The 17,618-nt window shown below is 61.5% G+C and carries 16 protein-coding genes; 14 read left to right on the forward strand and 2 right to left on the reverse strand.

Annotated elements, in window-relative coordinates; translation table 11 throughout:
- The first annotated feature begins 20 nt into the window (after positions 1 to 20).
- The 6 genes from AC4CWF_RS23365 (at position 21) to AC4CWF_RS23390 (ending at position 7,243) form a co-directional block, all read left to right on the forward strand.
- Positions 21 to 1,853 (forward strand): IlvD/Edd family dehydratase, encoded by a 1,833-nt coding sequence (locus tag AC4CWF_RS23365; RefSeq protein ID WP_491285939.1) that lies wholly within the window; start codon positions 21 to 23, stop codon positions 1,851 to 1,853.
- 236 nt (positions 1,854 to 2,089) lie between these two features.
- Positions 2,090 to 3,154 carry a multiple monosaccharide ABC transporter substrate-binding protein gene (gene chvE / locus AC4CWF_RS23370; protein WP_491285941.1) on the forward strand — a complete coding sequence of 355 codons (1,065 nt, stop codon included), beginning with the start codon at positions 2,090 to 2,092 and terminating at the stop codon, positions 3,152 to 3,154.
- Positions 3,155 to 3,217: 63 nt separating this feature from the next.
- On the forward strand, positions 3,218 to 4,783 hold the full coding sequence (gene mmsA, locus AC4CWF_RS23375) for a multiple monosaccharide ABC transporter ATP-binding protein (RefSeq protein WP_491285942.1): 1,566 nt from the start codon (positions 3,218 to 3,220) through the stop codon (positions 4,781 to 4,783).
- On the forward strand, positions 4,780 to 5,970 hold the full coding sequence (mmsB, locus tag AC4CWF_RS23380; protein ID WP_491285944.1) for a multiple monosaccharide ABC transporter permease: 1,191 nt from the start codon (positions 4,780 to 4,782) through the stop codon (positions 5,968 to 5,970). Before mmsA ends, mmsB begins: the two co-directional genes overlap by 4 nt.
- A gap of 167 nt (positions 5,971 to 6,137) precedes the next feature.
- Positions 6,138 to 6,548, forward strand: coding sequence for an antitoxin Xre-like helix-turn-helix domain-containing protein (locus AC4CWF_RS23385; protein ID WP_491285946.1), 411 nt, complete (start codon positions 6,138 to 6,140; stop codon positions 6,546 to 6,548).
- Entirely contained in the window at positions 6,545 to 7,243 is a 699-nt protein-coding gene (locus tag AC4CWF_RS23390; RefSeq protein WP_491285948.1) for an RES family NAD+ phosphorylase, read from the forward strand. The genes AC4CWF_RS23385 and AC4CWF_RS23390 overlap by 4 nt, the downstream gene beginning before the upstream one ends.
- Before the next feature lie 18 nt (positions 7,244 to 7,261).
- On the opposite strand, the gene purU is transcribed toward AC4CWF_RS23390, so the two are convergent.
- Complete coding sequence (gene purU / locus AC4CWF_RS23395; protein WP_491287774.1) at positions 7,262 to 8,146, reverse strand: formyltetrahydrofolate deformylase; 885 nt, start codon at positions 8,144 to 8,146, stop codon at positions 7,262 to 7,264.
- A 231-nt stretch (positions 8,147 to 8,377) separates the two neighbouring features.
- A complete protein-coding gene (gene pcaQ / locus AC4CWF_RS23400) occupies positions 8,378 to 9,298 on the reverse strand; it encodes a pca operon transcription factor PcaQ (protein ID WP_491285950.1) in 921 nt (306 codons plus the stop codon).
- Between the two features lie 90 nt (positions 9,299 to 9,388).
- Here pcaQ and pcaD point away from each other — a divergent pair, with 90 nt between their 5' ends.
- From pcaD to rbbA, 8 genes are all read left to right on the forward strand, one after another.
- Positions 9,389 to 10,186: a 3-oxoadipate enol-lactonase gene (gene pcaD / locus AC4CWF_RS23405; protein ID WP_491285954.1), complete on the forward strand. Its 798-nt coding sequence runs from the start codon at positions 9,389 to 9,391 to the stop codon at positions 10,184 to 10,186.
- 4 nt (positions 10,187 to 10,190) lie between these two features.
- Positions 10,191 to 10,610 carry a 4-carboxymuconolactone decarboxylase gene (pcaC, locus tag AC4CWF_RS23410; protein ID WP_491285956.1) on the forward strand — a complete coding sequence of 140 codons (420 nt, stop codon included), beginning with the start codon at positions 10,191 to 10,193 and terminating at the stop codon, positions 10,608 to 10,610.
- Positions 10,607 to 11,347, forward strand: a complete 741-nt coding sequence (gene pcaH, locus AC4CWF_RS23415; RefSeq protein ID WP_491285958.1) for a protocatechuate 3,4-dioxygenase subunit beta — start codon at positions 10,607 to 10,609, stop codon at positions 11,345 to 11,347. Before pcaC ends, pcaH begins: the two co-directional genes overlap by 4 nt.
- A 1-nt stretch (position 11,348) precedes the next feature.
- Positions 11,349 to 11,966 carry a protocatechuate 3,4-dioxygenase subunit alpha gene (gene pcaG, locus AC4CWF_RS23420; RefSeq protein WP_491285960.1) on the forward strand — a complete coding sequence of 206 codons (618 nt, stop codon included), beginning with the start codon at positions 11,349 to 11,351 and terminating at the stop codon, positions 11,964 to 11,966.
- 10 nt (positions 11,967 to 11,976) lie between these two features.
- Complete coding sequence (locus AC4CWF_RS23425) at positions 11,977 to 13,032, forward strand: 3-carboxy-cis,cis-muconate cycloisomerase (protein ID WP_491285962.1); 1,056 nt, start codon at positions 11,977 to 11,979, stop codon at positions 13,030 to 13,032.
- A 124-nt stretch (positions 13,033 to 13,156) separates the two neighbouring features.
- Positions 13,157 to 13,576: an RbsD/FucU family protein gene (locus AC4CWF_RS23430; protein WP_491285964.1), complete on the forward strand. Its 420-nt coding sequence runs from the start codon at positions 13,157 to 13,159 to the stop codon at positions 13,574 to 13,576.
- A 242-nt stretch (positions 13,577 to 13,818) separates the two neighbouring features.
- Positions 13,819 to 14,850 (forward strand): HlyD family secretion protein, encoded by a 1,032-nt coding sequence (locus AC4CWF_RS23435; RefSeq protein ID WP_491285966.1) that lies wholly within the window; start codon positions 13,819 to 13,821, stop codon positions 14,848 to 14,850.
- Positions 14,847 to 17,618 (forward strand): ribosome-associated ATPase/putative transporter RbbA, encoded by a 2,772-nt coding sequence (gene rbbA, locus AC4CWF_RS23440; RefSeq protein ID WP_491285968.1) that lies wholly within the window; start codon positions 14,847 to 14,849, stop codon positions 17,616 to 17,618. The genes AC4CWF_RS23435 and rbbA overlap by 4 nt, the downstream gene beginning before the upstream one ends.

Consider the following 17,618-nt stretch of genomic DNA (forward strand, 5'->3'; position numbering starts at 1 on the left):
TTTCGCAGAAGAAGAAGATCATGAGCAATTCGGACAACCCGATCGCCACCGCTGTCGCCAAGGCCGGTGAAAACCGCAAGCTCCGCTCGCGCGCCTGGTTCGACAATCCCGACAATGCCGACATGACGGCGCTGTATCTGGAGCGCTACATGAACTTCGGCCTCAGCCAGGCCGAGCTTCAGTCGGATCGCCCGATCATCGGCATCGCGCAGACGGGCTCGGACCTGTCGCCATGCAACCGTCACCACCTGGAACTGGCAAACCGCCTGCGCGAAGGCATTCGCGAAGCAGGCGGCATCGCGATCGAGTTTCCGGTGCATCCGATCCAGGAAACCGGCAAGCGCCCGACGGCGGGCCTTGACCGTAACCTTGCCTATCTCGGCCTCGTGGAAGTGCTCTACGGTTATCCGCTCGATGGCGTCGTGCTCACCATCGGCTGCGACAAGACCACGCCGGCCTGTCTTATGGCGGCGGCCACCGTCAACATTCCGGCCATCGCTCTGTCCGTCGGCCCGATGCTGAACGGCTGGTTCCGCGGCGAACGCACCGGTTCGGGCACCATCGTCTGGAAGGCGCGCGAGCTTCTGGCCAAGGGCGAAATCGATTACGCCGGCTTCGTCAAGCTGGTTGCCTCGTCTGCACCGTCCACCGGTTACTGCAACACGATGGGCACGGCGACCACGATGAACTCGCTTGCCGAAGCACTCGGCATGCAGCTTCCGGGCTCGGCCGCCATTCCCGCACCTTATCGCGACCGCCAGGAAATCTCCTACCTCACCGGCCTTCGTATCGTCGACATGGTTCGCGAAGACCTGAAGCCTTCCGACATCATGACGAAGGAAGCCTTCATCAACGCCATCCGCGTCAACTCGGCCATCGGCGGCTCCACCAATGCGCCGATCCATCTGAACGGCCTTGCCCGGCATCTCGGCATTGAGCTGACCGTCGATGACTGGCAGACCTATGGCGAAGAAATCCCGCTGCTCGTCAACCTGCAGCCGGCCGGCGAATATCTCGGCGAGGATTATTACCATGCCGGTGGCGTTCCCGCCGTCGTCAACCAGCTGATGACCAAGGGCCTCATCCATGAGGACGCCATGACGGTCAACGGTAAGACCATCGGCGACAACTGCCGTGGCGCCGTCATCGAAGACGAAAAGGTCATCCGTCCTTACGACCAGCCGCTGAAGGCCCATGCCGGCTTCCGCGTGCTGCGCGGCAATCTCTTCTCGTCCGCCATCATGAAGACGAGCGTGATTTCCAAGGAGTTCCGCGACCGTTACCTGTCCAACCCGAACGATCTGGAAGCCTTCGAAGGCCGCGCCGTGGTGTTCGACGGTCCGGAAGATTACCATCACCGCATCGACGATCCGTCGCTGGAAATCGACGAGAACACGGTTCTGTTCATGCGCGGCGCAGGCCCCATCGGTTATCCGGGTGCCGCCGAAGTCGTTAACATGCGCGCGCCGAACTACCTGCTCAACCGCGGCATCACCTCGCTTCCCTGCATCGGTGACGGCCGCCAGTCGGGCACATCGGGCAGCCCGTCTATCCTCAATGCGTCGCCGGAAGCGGCCGCCGGCGGTGGCCTTGCCATCCTGAAGACCGGTGACCGTGTGCGCATCGACGTTGGCCAGGGCAAGGCGGACATCCTGATCTCGGCCGAAGAGCTGGCCGCGCGTCACGCCGAACTTCAGGCAGCAGGCGGCTACAAATATCCCAAGCACCAGACACCGTGGCAGGAAATCCAGCGCGGTATCGTCGGTCAGATGGAAACCGGCGCGGTTCTCGAACCCGCCGTCAAGTATCAGCGGATCGCGCAGACGGAAGGTATTCCGCGCGACAACCACTGAGGAAGCGCTGTTCCTCATGCAAGGGGGCCGACATCGTGCGGCCACATCCCTTGCAGCAGTTCTCTTTGGTGCCGGCGGGCAATCGTGGTGTTAACCCGAGCGCCCCAAGGCACCATCCGGCACCCCGCCGGGCGGGACTGCGGAAAAGCTTTTTGAATAACGAGTGGGCGGCACGCGTCGCCCACGGGGGCTAAGACGGGCTCGAAGGGAGACCCGTCGTTCAGGAGGAGTAACTTATGAAACTGATGAAGTACCTCACCACGGCTGCCATGTTTGCAGCCATGGCCATCGCGGCTCCGGCCGGCGCTGCCGACAAGGGCACCGTTGGCGTGGCCATGCCGACCAAGTCCTCGGCCCGCTGGATCGCCGACGGCGACAACATGGTCAAGGTTCTGAAGGACCGCGGCTACACCGTCGACCTGCAGTACGCAGAAGACGACATTCCGAACCAGCTCTCCCAGATCGAGAACATGATCACCAAGGGCGCCAAGGTTCTGGTGATCGCGGCCATCGACGGCACCACCCTGTCGGACGTTCTGCAGCAGGCTGCCGACCAGAAGATCCAGGTCATCGCCTATGACCGCCTGATCCGCGACACGCCGAATGTCAGCTACTACGCGACCTTCGACAACTTCCAGGTCGGCGTTCTCCAGGCCACCACGCTCGTCAAGGCTCTGAAGGCCGACACCGAGAAGGGTCCGTTCAACATCGAACTGTTCGGCGGTTCGCCGGACGATAACAACGCCTTCTTCTTCTACAACGGTGCCATGAGCGTGCTGCAGCCGCTCATCGACAAGGGCACCCTCGTCGTCGGTTCCGGCCAGGTTGGCATGGACAAGGTTTCCACGCTGCGTTGGGACGGTGCAACCGCCCAGGCTCGTATGGACGCCATCCTGTCTGCCTACTACAACGACAAGAAGCTGAACGCTGTTCTGTCGCCTTATGACGGTATCTCCATCGGCATCCTGTCGTCGCTGAAGGGCGTCGGCTACGGTTCCGGCGGCCAGGCCATGCCGTTCGTATCGGGTCAGGACGCTGAAGTGCCGTCCGTCAAGTCGATCATTGCCGGCGAACAGTATTCGACGATCTTCAAGGATACGCGCGAACTGGCCAAGGTTACCGTCGACATGGTTGATGCTGTCATGACCGGCAAGGAGCCGACCGTCAACGACACCAAGACCTACGACAACGGCAAGAAGGTCGTTCCGTCCTACCTGCTGAAGCCGGTTGCCGTCGACAAGACCAACTGGAAAGAAGTCCTGATCGGTTCCGGTTACTACACCGAAGCCCAGCTCAAGTAAGTCTGAACCGGTGCGGCGGCCACAAGCCGCCGCACTCTTCCGTTCCCCATCGGAGAAGATGGCATGCTCGATCCCGTCCCTGCGGCCGAACGCACCCCGATTCTGGAAATGCGCGGCATCTCCAAGTCCTTCGGTGCGGTCAAGGCGCTGTCAGACGTCAGTTTTACCGTGCGCGAGGGCGAAATCCACGCGCTGGTCGGCGAAAATGGCGCCGGCAAGTCGACCCTCATGAAGGTTCTGTCGGGTGTCTATCCGCACGGATCCTATGAAGGATCCATCCTTTATGATGGCGTGGAACGTAACTTCCGCAACATCAACGATACCGAAGCCCTCGGCATCATCATCATTCACCAGGAACTGGCGCTGATCCCGCTGATGTCGATTGCCGAGAACATCTTTCTCGCCAATGCGCCGTCGCGTTTCGGTGTCATCGACCGCTCCGCCGTGCATGAGCGCACCAAGGCGCTTCTGGCCAAGGTCGGCCTGTCGCGAGAAATGCCCGACCAGCTGATCACCAATCTCGGCGTCGGCAAGCAGCAGCTGGTGGAAATCGCCAAGGCGCTGTCGAAGGACGTGCGCCTGCTCATCCTCGATGAGCCCACAGCCTCGCTCAATGAAACCGACAGTGCTGCCCTTCTGGAACTCCTCAAGGAGTTTCGCAACCAGGGCATCACCTCGATCCTCATCAGCCATAAGCTGAACGAAATCTCGGAAGTCGCCGACCGCATCACTGTGCTGCGCGACGGACGCACCGTCGATACGATGGATTGCCACGCCGGCGTCATCGAGGAAGACGAAATCATCCGCAAGATGGTCGACCGCGATCTGGAAAGCCGCTACCCCAAGCGCGAGCCGAAGATCGGCAAGCTCATCTTTGAAGTCGAGAACTGGTGCGTCGATCATCCGCAGCATGCCGGGCGTCGGGTCGTCAAGAACGTCTCCATCTCGGTGCGTGCAGGCGAAGTCGTCGGCATCTCCGGCCTGATGGGCGCCGGTCGCACGGAATTTGCCATGAGCGTTTTCGGCCGCTCCTGGGGTCGCAACATTACCGGCACCGTGCGCATGCATGGTAAGGAAGTGGACGTATCCAACGTCAACCGCGCCATCGACGCGGGCCTTGCCTATGTCACGGAAGACCGCAAGCATCTCGGCCTGATCCTTGGCGAAGATATCCGCAAGAACATCTCGCTTGCCAACCTGCCGGGCGTCTCTCGCCGCAATGTCATCGACGATATTTCCGAGATGAAGGTGGCCCAGGAATTTCGCGCCCGCATGCGCATCCGCAGCCACAATGTCTATCAGGAAACGGGAAAGCTCTCGGGCGGCAACCAGCAGAAGGTTGTCCTGTCGAAATGGCTGTTTACCAATCCGGATCTGCTGATCCTCGACGAGCCGACCCGCGGCATCGATGTCGGCGCCAAGTATGAAATCTATTCCATCATCAACGAACTCGCGGACGCTGGAAAAGCGGTCGTGGTGATCTCCTCTGAAATGCCCGAGCTGATCGGCATCTGCGATCGCATCATGGTCATGCATGAGGGCGAATTTGTCGGCGAAGTTGCCGGCGAAGGCGCCACCCAGGAGAACATCATGCGCGCCATCATGCGCCGCAAGGGGAGAGAAGAATGAGCACGCCCGAGACCACAGCCCCCGTCCGGCAGTCCACCGCCGCCTTCCTGAAAGACAACCTGCGCGACTACGGCATGCTGCTGTCGCTCGTGGTGATCGTCCTGTTCTTCCAGGTCGCCACCGGCGGTATTCTCCTGAAGCCGCTGAACCTCACGAACATCATCCTGCAGAACAGCTATATCGTCATCATGGCGCTCGGCATGCTGATGATCATCGTCACCGGCCATATCGACCTGTCGGTCGGCTCGGTGGCCGGCTTTGTCGGCGCGGTGGCGGCGATGATGATGGTGCAGTACAATTTTGACTTCGTCACGGCGAGCATCATCTGCCTCATCATCGGCGGTGTCATCGGCGCCGTGCAGGGTTATTTCGTCGCCTATTTCAAGATCCCCTCCTTCATCGTGACGCTGGCCGGCATGCTTGTCTTCCGCGGCTTCATGATCGCGGTCCTCAGCGGCCGCTCCATCGGCCCGTTCGACCCGACGTTCCAGAAGCTGTCTTCCGGCTTCATTCCGGACTTCTTCGCGTCCGAAGGCGGGCTTTACATCACCTCGCTGATTCTTGGTGTGGCGCTCGCTCTTCTGCTGGTCTGGCAGAACATCCGCAGCCGCGCCCGTCGCCAGTCGCATGGCGTCGAAAGCGAGCCCTTCGGCTTCTTCGTCGGAAAGAACATTGTCGTTCTCGCGGCCATCAGCTACCTCGCTTACCTGATCGCCTCGCATCGCGGCATGCCCAACGTGCTGATCATCATGGCCATTCTGATTGCCGGTTATGGTTTCTTCACCAACCGCACGATCATCGGTCGCCAGATCTATGCCGTCGGCGGCAACATTCGCGCCGCTGAACTGTCCGGCATCAAGACGGCACGGCTGACCTTCTTTACCTTCGTCAACATGGGCGTTCTGGCAGCGCTCGGTGGCCTCGTGGTTGCCGCACGCCTCAACAGCGCCACCCCGAAGGCCGGCTCCGGCTTCGAGCTTGACGTCATCGCAGCCTGCTTCATCGGCGGCGCCTCGGCCTACGGCGGCGTTGGCAAGGTCACCGGTGCCGTCATCGGCGCCTTCCTGATGGGTGTCATGAACAACGGCATGTCCATTCTCGGCATCGGCATCGATTACCAGCAGGTCATCAAGGGCCTCGTTCTGCTCGGCGCCGTCTGCGTGGACGTCTACAACCAGCGTCGTTGATCCTCCCAAGCATTGCGACCTGCTCGAGCCGCGAATTCCGCCAGGAGTTCGCGGCTTTTTTTGTTGGAAGGGAGGGCATAGTCGGCGGCGGGATGGCGCAAAGGCATGATGCATGACTTGCCATTTGGCAGATTGTGATTACATTTATGCCAGAGAGAGGTGCATCCATGCAGTTCCAGATCCTCGAACGTCCAACCTCCCAGGAAGAGGCAACCGTCATCACCGATGCGGAGGCTCTTGCACTGGCACGCACCACGGTCAACCTTTTCAAGGCCTGGGGCCTTTCCGATGCGCAGGCCTCGACCCTGCTCGGCGGCCTGTCATCGCGAACCTGGGCGCGCTGGAAAGAGGGCGATATCGGCCGCATGGACCGCGATCTGCGGATGCGCATGGCGCATCTGATGGGTATTCACAAGGGCCTGCGCTATCTGTTCAAGGATCCGGCGCGTGGCTATGCCTGGATCAGGCACAGCAATGATGCCTTCGGGGGGGGCAGCGCGCTCGACCTGATGCTGCGTGGCGAACTGGAAGATCTTGCGGCCCTGCGTGGCTGGCTTGATGCGGAACGCGGCGCATGACGCAGGCATGTGCCGTTGCGCGCCTGGTCGATTGGCCGCAGACCTTTCGTATCATCCGCTCCATCCATCCGCCCATCGACCTGTTTGAAGATATCGCCGATCCGCGCGACTGGGATCTTCTGGCGGCCGTGGAAGCGAGAACAAATCCGCGCATCCGCATGGAAGTCGGCGATCTTGGAAAGGTGCCGGCACACCGCCGCGTTGCAGGGCCGGGGGCAAGCTTGCTGATGGCACCCTTCGTGCATTGCTCACCGCTTCGGCCCGGCCGCTTTACCGATGGCAGCTACGGTATCTATTATGCCGGCAATCGGGAAGAGGTGGCGCTGGCCGAAACCATTCACCACCACGCTCGCTTTATGGCCGCAACACGCGAAGCGCCCGGCTGGACATCTGATTTTCGCGTCCTGACCGGCAGCATTTCCCATGTGCTTGATGATGTGAACGCCGTTCCCGATGTTTTGGACCCCGATGATTACGCCGCATCACAGGTCGAGGGGAGGCTGCGCCGGGCAGCCGGCAGCGATGGCCTGTTATGGCAGAGCATTCGCTGGCCTCAGGGTCAATGCATCGGTCTCTTCTGGCCGGATGTCATCCCGATCCCCGCGCAAGGTCGCCATTACAGCTATCACTGGAACGGCGACCGGGTGGATTATGTCAGGCAATACGACACGGGAAAGGTTCTGGCGGTCGTCTGATTGGCCGCCGTCCCCCGCTCACCCCATCCGCTCGGACGCATAGCTTCCCGGGCTTGGCGGGAAGACGATTGTGCGGTTGCCGTTGATGAAGGTGCGGTGGTGAATATGGGCGTGGACGGCACGCGCCAGAACCTGCGCTTCCACGTCGCGGCCCATCGAGACATAATCGTCGGGCGACTGCGCATGTGTCACGCGCACCGTGTCCTGCTCGATGATCGGGCCTTCGTCGAGATCCGCGGTCACGTAATGGGCCGTCGCGCCAATCAGCTTTACGCCGCGCTCATAGGCCTGCTTGTAGGGGTTGGCGCCCTTGAAGCTTGGCAGGAAGGAGTGGTGGATGTTGATGATGCGGCCAGACATTTTTTGGCAAAGCGGGTCCGACAGCACCTGCATGTAGCGCGCAAGCACGATCAGTTCCGTGCCGGTCTGCTCCACCACATCCATCAGCCGGGCTTCCGCCTCCGGCTTGTTTTCCTTCGTCACCTTGATGTGGTGGAAGGGGATGTCGTGGTTGACGATGACCTTCTGGTATTCGAAATGGTTGGAGACGACACCGACGATATCGATCGGCAGCGCGCCGATCTTCCAGCGGTAGAGAAGGTCGTTCAGGCAATGGCCGAAACGCGACACCATCAGCAGCACTTTCATGCGCTCGGCGGCATCGAAAATATCCGCATCCATGGAGAATTTCTGGATGATGGGCGCAAGACCTGAAAGCAGGGCTGCGCGGTCAACGCCTTCTTCCGAGATGAAGGAGATGCGCATGAAAAATTTCTGCGTGTCGAAATCATCGAATTGCGAGGAATCAACGATATTACAGCCCTTGTCGGCGAGATAACCGGACAGCGCTGCCACGATGCCGCGCGAGGTGGGGCAGGAAACCGTCAGCACATAACTCTTCATCGTCATTCTTCTCCGCTTGGCCCGAAGGGGCCTGGTATATCCTGTGCGGGCCGGATGCCTTCTCCGCGCCCCATGCAAAATGCCGTGCTGCCGCAATAGCCCAGATGCGCCAGATATCAAGTCTTGATCGCCGGCAAAGCCACCGCTCAACACCTAGCGGATGGTGCAGAGCGATGCGCATCGGTTTGCGATACCGGCATGCGTAAAAGCGAAGGGCAAAAGATCCCGGCGTCAAACCGGCAAGACCTCGCGCGCGGCCTGCCGGATCGTCTGGATGAGGATGGAGAGCGGCAGCGATGGCGGCGCATCGGTGCGCAGTGTCAGGCCGACAGGCCCCTTCGTCTCGCTCGTGTCGATCGGCAGGGCTGCCAGCATTCCAGCCTCGATATCGCCGGCCACCACGCCGCTTGAAATGATCCAGATCGCATCACTCTGACGCACGAAAGCGCGGCCAAACGCGTCCGACACGGTTTCCACCTGCGTCGGAAGCGCACCGACGCCGTTTGCAATGAGGAACTGCTCGACAAATGGCCGGATGATCGAACCGCGCGTCGGCATCAGCACCGGATAAGCGGCAAGCCCCTGAAAGACCGATCCCTCCGACAACAGCGGATGACCGGCGCGCACAGTAAACAGCACCTGTTCGGAATAGAGATGTTCGAAGGAAAAGCCGGTCATCTTTTCAGGTGCGGCCAGCCGCCCGACGACGAGATCCAGTTCGCCAACGCGCAACTGTTCCAGCAGAACCGCGTTTTCACCGGTGACGATCTTGATGCGGCTGCGGGTCTGCTCCTCCAGAAACAGCGCCATGGCGCGCGGCATGATGCGGGTGGAGACCGTTGGCAGCGCGCCGATGCGCACCGGCGGCACATTGTCCAGAAGCTCCTGCGACACCGAATCAACGCCCTGGCGAAGCGCCGTCAGCGAGGCTGCCGCATGGCGCAGAAACACCTCCCCCGGCCGGGTGATGCGAATGCCGCGCCCATCGCGCTCAAACAGCGCAACGCCTAAAACCTCCTCCAGCTCGCGAATGGTTTTCGTCACCGCCGGCTGGCTGATGTTGAGGCTTTCTGCCGCCTTCACCACGCTTTTCTGCCGGGCGACTTCCACGAACGTATGAAGATGGCGATACTTGACGCGAGATCCGATCAATTCATAACTCATCGGTTAGGTTTGGGGGGCTTAAATGTCATTTTACCTAACCATTTTGTGGATGCAATAAAACCTGCGGAGGATGATGCAATGAAATTTCTTCGGATCGGTGACGTGGTGCTGAGCCACGACGTGCATGGCCTTGGCAGCGGCAAGCCGGCGATCGTTTTCATCAATTCACTGGGCACCGACCGTCGCATCTGGGATGCCGTGGTTGACGATCTTGCCGGTGATTTTACCCTTCTCACGTTTGACAAGCGCGGCCATGGTCTGTCCGATCTCGGCCAGCCGCCGTATCGCATCGAGGATTTCTCAGGCGACCTTGCCGGCCTGCTCGATCATTACGGGCTTTTCAACGTCATCGTCTGCGGGCTGTCTGTCGGCGGGCTGATTGCCCTTTCGCTCTATGAGACGCGGCCGGACCTGGTGCGCGCCATCCTGTTTGCCGATACCGCCCACAAGATCGGCACCGCCGAATTCTGGGCGGCCCGCATCGCAGCGGTTCGCGAAAACGGCATCGGCAGCATCCTCGAACCGATCATGACGCGCTGGTTCACAGCGCCGTATCGCGTCGCAGACAATGCCGATTACCAGGGCTATTGCACCATGCTGGAGCGCCAGCCGGCGGAAGGTTATGCCGGCACCTGCGCGGCTATCCGCGATGCCGATTTCACCCAGGTTGCCCGCACCATTGCCGTGCCGACACTCTGCGTGGTGGGCGCCGAGGATGGCTCGACGCCGCCGGACCTCGTGCGCTCGCTTGCCGATCTGGTGCCCGGCGCCCGTTTTGAAACCATTCCCGGTGCGGCCCACATTCCGTGTGTGGAGACGCCCGACCTTTTCCTTGCCCTTCTTCGCGGCTTTGTCGCGGATCTTTCCGGAGACTGACTTGATGGCCGACCAGACGCCCCGCACCGACCGTTACCGCCAGGGCATGGCCACGCGCCGCGCCGTGCTGGGCAATGCCCATGTCGACCGGGCAAGCGCCCATGAGACGCCGTTTGACCAGCCGTTTCAGGAAATGATCACCGAAGGTGCCTGGGGCACCGTGTGGTCCAGACCCCATTTTACAAAGCGCGAGCGGTCGATTGTCACCATCGCGCTTCTTGCCGCCCTCGGCCAGGACGAGGAGGTGGCGATGCATATTCGTGCCACGGCGAATACCGGGGCAACCGAGGAGGATATCCGCGAGGCGCTTCTTCATGTTGCCATCTATGCCGGCGTACCGGCAGCCAACCATGCCTTCAAGATCGCAAAATCAGTCTATGCCGAAGGGCAAGCGGTGAACCACGCCGAGGAGGAGACGAAATGAAGAATGCACTGCCTGAAACAGGCGGATTTTTCGCCCGTAACCGCGAAATGCATCCGCCAGCCTATACGCCTGGATACAAGACATCAGTGCTGCGCGCGCCCCAGCGTGCCCTGATTTCTCTGGACGGCACCAAGAGCGAAATCACCGGACCGGTGTTTGGCCACAACATGATCGGTGAGTTCGACAACGATCTCATCGTCAATTACGCAAAGCCCGGCGAGATGGCCATCGGCCAGCGCATCATGGTGCATGGCCGGGTGCTGGACGAGCGGGGCGTGGGCGTCGCCGGCGCGCTGGTGGAATTCTGGCAGGCCAATGCCGGTGGCCGCTATCGCCACAAGAAGGAAACCTATCTGGCAGCGCTTGATCCGAATTTCGGCGGCTTTGGCCGCTGCATCACGGATGAGAACGGTTATTATGCTTTCCGCACCATCAAGCCCGGCGCCTATCCCTGGCCCAACGGCGTCAACGACTGGCGCCCGGCGCATATCCATTTCTCCATCTTCGGCCATGGCTTTGCCCAGCGCCTGATCACCCAGATGTATTTCGAAGGTGATCCGTTGATCTGGATTTGTCCCATCGTCAAGACGATCCCGGACGAGGAAGCGATCAAGCGCCTTGTCGCGCCGCTCGACATGAGCAATACCGTGCCGATGGACATGCGCGCCTATAAGTTCGATATCGTTCTGCGCGGTCGCCGCTCCACCTTCTTTGAAAACCGCAAGGAGGGCAACTGACATGGTTCAGCCCTTGAACTACCTGAAGGAATCGGCCTCACAGACGGCAGGTCCTTACGTGCATATCGGCTGCACGCCAAACTTCACCGGCATTACCGGCGTCTACGACAAGGACCTCGGCTCCGGCCCGATGGCGACGGAAAAGACGCGCGGCGAACGCATCACCATCAAGGGCCGCGTCATCGACGGCTCCGGCACGCCGCTGCGCGATGCGATGATCGAGATCTGGCAGGCCGATGCAGACGGTTTTTACAACAGCCCGTCGGAAACGCGCGGCAAGGCTGATCCGAACTTCTTCGGCTGGGGCCGCTGCCCCGCCGACATGGTGACCGGCGAATTTTCCTTCGAGACGATCAAGCCGGGCATTGTCCCGTTCAACGACGGCCGGCCGATGGCGCCGCATGTGACCTTGTGGATCGTGGCGCGTGGCATCAATATCGGCCTGCAGACCCGCATGTATTTCTCCGACGAGGAGAAGGCAAATGCCAAGGATCCGGTGCTGACCCGCATCGAACACCGCGTGCGCGTGCCAACCCTTATCGGCCAGCGGGACGGTGATATCGTGACCTTCGACATCCATCTGCAGGGCGAGAACGAAACCATCTTCTTCGACATCTGAGGCAGGGTATTTGAGCATTTCCGCATTCGATCATCCCTACCTGTCCGGTCTCCTCGGCGACGAGGAGACCGGCGCATTTTTTGACGCCTCGGCTGATATCGCCGCCATGCTGTCCTTCGAGCGGGCGCTTGCCTTGTCCGAGGGGCAGGCGGGGGTGATCCCGGCCGATGCCGCGGCCCGCATTGCCGAGGTGGCCGGCCGCTTTGAACCTGACATTGCGGCACTGCGCGCCGGAGTCAGCCGCGATGGCGTGGTGGTCGCCGATCTCGTCAAACAGCTTCGTGCAGCGGTTTCCGGTGAAGATGCCGCCTTCGTCCACAAAGGCGCCACCAGCCAGGATGTCATCGACACCAGCCTGATGCTCCGGCTTTCCGGCGTTCTCACGCTGTTTTCCGCCCGGCTGGACACGCTTCTCGCGCGCTTTGCAGCCCTGGACGAAGCCCACGGACAACGTCCGTTGATGGGCCATACCCGTATGCAGGCGGCCATTCCGATCACGGTGTCGGACCGTATCCGCAGCTGGGCCGCGCCGCTTGCGCGTCACCGGGCGAGGCTTGATGCCCTGGTTCAAGCCGGCCTTCCCCTGCAATTTGGCGGGGCTGCGGGAACGTTGGATGCACTGGGGAACAAGGCCGGCGAGGTCCGCTTAAATCTCGCCCGCGAACTTCACCTCAGCGACGTTGCCCAATGGCAGAGCCAGCGCGACCGGCTGGTGGAGATCTGCGATCTTTTTACGCTGATATCAGGCAGCCTCGGAAAATTCGGGCAGGACATTGCGCTGCTTGCCGAAATGGGTGGCGAGATCAAGCTTGCCGGCGGTGGCGGTTCGTCGGCCATGGCCCACAAGCAGAACCCTGTCTCGGCCGAAGTGCTGGTGTCGCTCGCCCGCTTCAACGCTGTGCAACTGTCTGGCATGCATCAATCGATGGTGCATGAACAGGAGCGTTCCGGGGCGGCCTGGACGCTTGAATGGCTGCTCTTGCCGCAGATGGCAGTTGCATCAGGCGCATCGCTGCGGCTGGGGATTGATCTTGCCGGAAAGATCCTCTCTCTCGGCCGAGATTGAGCATCCGAAACCGAAAATCGCCGCAGGTTCAAATTGTGCCTGCGCGCGAAAGTCTCTAGAGAAAATGTCCTGGCCGGCACCCCGACAAGGGTGCGGCACTGACCAGCCCCAAGGGAGGACATTCATGCTCATCAATATCGACCCGCTTCTGTCGCCGGAACTTCTGCACACGCTGCGGGCCATGGGTCATGGCGATGAAATCGCCGTGGTCGACGCCAATTTCCCCGGCACCAGCACCGCCCAGCATCTCATTCGTCTCGATGGCATTTCGGTGACGCGCGCAACGGAAGCTGTTGTCAGCGTCATGCCGCTCGACGATTTCGTTGATGTGCCGGCCGTAACCATGGAAGTCGTCGGCAATCCCGACGAGGTGCCGCCGGCGGTTGCCGAACTGCGCGCCGTCGTTGGCGATCGCGGCCAGTGCGGCACACTGGAGCGCTTCGCCTTTTATGACCGCGCCAAAGAATGCTTTGCCATCGTCCAGACCGGCGAAACCCGCCTCTATGGCAATATCATCCTGAAAAAGGGCGTTGTGCGCAGCTGATCTGTTGCAATGGCCTGACGCCATTTCGACCACCAGAAGAATAAGCGCCGGGGGAGAAAAACGACCCCGGCGCTTGCGCTTTTCCACCGGCATCGAGCCTTGGCTTATCCGCCCGTGACGACCGCGCTGCATCAGGCGGAGCGCATTTTCCGGCCCATGACATAAATCAAGGAGAGCTTCCAACGGAGGCGTAACCATCCCTCATCCGATGCGAACAGGCACAACGGTTGATGGAGGTTTCCTTGACGAGAAGAATTGAGGCCCTGGGCCTGGCAACGCTGATAGCGCTAACATTCATCCACCCCGTCGCAGCGGCAGACAACAGCCCGGCCGCCCTGAAGACGCGCTTCGAGGCCCTGTGGAACCGCTTGACGGGCAAGGACACCATGCCCGGCATCGCCACGTCCAACGGCCGGATCGAGGCACAGCAGATCCTTGTTTCGGCAAAGCTTGCCGGGCGTCTGGCCGACGTGTTTGCCGAGGAAGGCAAGATCGTCGATGCCAACGCGGTGCTGGCGCGCATGGATACGGCCGATCTGGAGGCCGAAATGGCCGGCGCCCGGGCGCAATTGCGCCGCAGCACGACGGCCGAAGTGGAGGCCGAGGCGGCGATTGCCCAGCGCAAGAGCGAACTGGTGCTGGCGACCCAGGAATATGAGCGGGCCCGCACGATGAGCGAAAAGGGCAGCGGCACCGTGCAGCAGCGCGACATGCGCGAGAGCCAGCTGCAGGTGGCGCAAGCGGCTCTGCGGGCGGCCAATGCCAGCCGCGAGGAGGCCGCTGCATCCTCCGAAGCGGAAGAGGCAGACATTGCCCGCATCCAGTCGCAGCTTGACGATACGGTGCTGAAGGCGCCGACGCGCGGGCGCATCGAATACAAGCTGGTGCAGAAGGGCGAGGTGGTCTCGGCCGGGGCGCCGATTGCCACCATGCTTGATCTTGCCGATGTCTCGATGACCATTTTTGTGCCGGCCCGCGTGGCGGCAGAACTTTCCATCGGCGACGAGGCGCGCATCATCCTCGATGCCGCCCCGCAATATGTCATGCCGGCCAGCGTCTCCTTCGTCGCCTCCGAGGCCCAGTTCACGCCAAAGACGGTGGAAACCGCTGATGAGCGCGAAAAGCTGATGTTCCGCGTCAAGCTGAAGGTCGCGCCCGAACTGCTGAAGGAGTATGAAAGCCGCGTCAAGACCGGCATTCGCGGCATCGGTTATGTGCGCACCCAGGCAGGCACTGCCTGGCCGGAGGCCCTCCAGACGAAGCTGCCGCAATGAACCCGTTCGTTGTCCGGCTGCAATCGGTCACGCACCGCTACAAGGACGTCGCCGCTCTCAGTGGCGTCACTCTCGACATCCCCGCCGGCTGCATGGTGGGGCTGATCGGCCCGGATGGCGTCGGCAAATCCACTCTGCTCGGCCTTGTGGCCGGCGTCACGCGCCCGCAGGCCGGCCGCATCGAAGTGCTGGACGGCGACATGGACAAGGCCGCCCACCGGCGCGACGTCTGCACAAGGCTTGCCTATATGCCGCAGGGGCTCGGCCGCAATCTCTACCCGACGCTCAGTGTGGCGGAAAACCTCGATTTCTTCGGCCGGCTGTTTCGCCTCGACAGCGAGACGCGCCGGCAGCATATCGATGATCTCCTGCGCGTCACCGGTCTCCTGCCTTACCGCGACCGTCCGGCCGGCAAGCTGTCCGGCGGCATGAAGCAGAAGCTTGGCATCTGCGCCTCGCTGCTGCACGATCCGGACCTCTTGATCCTCGACGAACCGACAACCGGCATCGATCCGCTGTCGCGCCGGCAGTTCTGGCAGTTGATTGATCGCATCCGCGCCAAGCGGCCGAGCATGAGCGTCATCGTCGCCACCGCCTATATGGAAGAAGCGCAAGGCTTTCACTGGCTGGCAGCACTCCATGGGGGGCAGGTGATTGCCACCGGAAGCCCGGCGGAGATTTTGGCGCAGGCGGGAAAGCCAACGCTGGATGAAGCTTTTGCGGCGCTGATGCCGGCCGTGGAGGGTGCCTCGACCGCGCCCCTCATTCTTGCGCCGCGCGCCATGACCGATGGCCCGCCCGCCATCGAGGCCGAGGGCCTGACGCGCCGCTTTGGCGATTTCGTGGCCGTCGACAATGTCAGCTTCTGCATTCCGAAGGGTGAAATTTTTGGCTTTCTCGGCTCGAACGGCTCAGGCAAGAGCACCACGATGAAGATGTTGACCGGCCTCCTGCCGGCCAGCGAAGGCGTGGCAAAGCTGTTTGGCCAGCCGCTTCTCTCCGGCGATATCGCCACCCGCAAGCGCGTCGGCTACATGTCGCAGGCCTTTTCGCTCTATGGCGAACTCTCCGTACGTCAGAACCTTGTTCTGCATGGCCGCCTGTTTGGCCTTCCGGCAGACGAGATTGCGCCGCGCGTCGAGGCGATGCTTGCGCAATACGACCTGGCTGATGTGGCCGACAAACAGCCGGACGATCTGCCGCTTGGCATTCGCCAGCGTCTACAACTGGCCGCCGCCGTGCTTCACCGCCCGGAAATCCTCATCCTTGATGAGCCCACCTCCGGGGTTGATCCGGTTGCCCGCGATGCCTTCTGGCGTTCGCTGATCTCGCTGTCGCGCAATGATGGCGTGACGATTTTCCTGTCGACACATTTCATGAACGAGGCGGAACGCTGCGACCGCATTTCGCTAATGCATCAGGGCCGGGTGCTGGCCGTTGGCGCCCCGCAGGCACTCTGCGCAGAGCGTGGCAAAGCCACGCTGGAGGAGACCTTCATCGACGTTCTGAGCGAGGCCGGGATGGGCTTGGCTGACGAGGAGGAGACGACGGCTGCCGTCACCCCGGCGCTTGCAAGCGAGCCAAAGCCGCAGAGTGAAAAGGATAGTGAAACCGCGACCGGGGCCAACCACCGAGTCCGCCGATTTGATGTCGGGCGGCTCGTTGCCTATGCACGGCGCGAAACGATCGAGGTCCTGCGCGACCGGGCGCGCCTTGTTTTTGCGCTGCTCGGCCCGGCCATCCTGCTCGTCACCTTCGGTTATGGCATCTCGTTTGATGTGGAAAACCTGCCCTTTGCCATCTACGACCAGGACCAGACGGCAGAAAGCCGCCAGCTGGTCGAAAGCTTTCAGGGCTCGCGCTATTTCGAGGAGCGGGCCGCCATCACCTCGTCTGAAGAGTTGCAGGCGCGGCTGCGCACCGGAGAGTTAAGCGTCGCCGTGGAGATCCCGCCCGACTTTGGCCGCGACCTTCAACGGGAGCGCACGCCGGAAGTCTCCGTCTGGCTGGATGGCGCCATGCCGTTTCGCGCCGAAACCGCGCGCGGTTATGTGAACGGTCTGGTCTCGGCCTATATCGCCGATGCCAATGCGCGCCATACAGGCAAGATGACCTCTTCGGACGCTGTCAGCATCGTCACCCGTTACCGTTACAACCAGGCCTTCAAGAGCACCAATGCCATCGTTCCAAGCGTGTTCGTGCTGGTCCTCATCCTCATTCCGGCCATCATGACGGCGCTTGGCATCGTCAAGGAGAAGGAAACCGGCTCGATTGCCAATTTCCAGGCAACACCGGTCACGCGCCTGGAATTTCTGCTCGGCAAGCAATTGCCCTATGTGGCCATTGCCTTCACGAGTTTCCTCCTTTTGCTGTTGCTCACGCATTTCGTCTTTCACGTGCCGATCAAGGGCTCGCTGCCCATGCTTCTGGTCGGCGCGTTGATATACGTCAGCGCCGCCACCGGCTTTGGCCTCGTGGTCTCGAGCTTCGTGCGCAGCCAGGTGGCGGCCATCTTTGCCACCGCCATCATTGCAATGATCCCGGCGGTCAATTTTTCCGGCCTGCTGGTGCCGGTGTCGTCGCTGTCGGGCGGCGGGCGCATGATGGGGCTTGCCTTTCCCTCGGCCTGGTTCCAGCCGATCACCGTCGGCGTCATCACCAAAGGGCTCGGCTTTGCCGAATTGTGGACGAACCTGGTGATGCTTGCCGTGTTTGCCGTCGTTTATATCCTCGTTGCGCTTCTGGCGCTCAGAAAGCGGAGTGCCTGA

The organism is Neorhizobium sp. PAMB6630, from assembly GCF_058242775.1.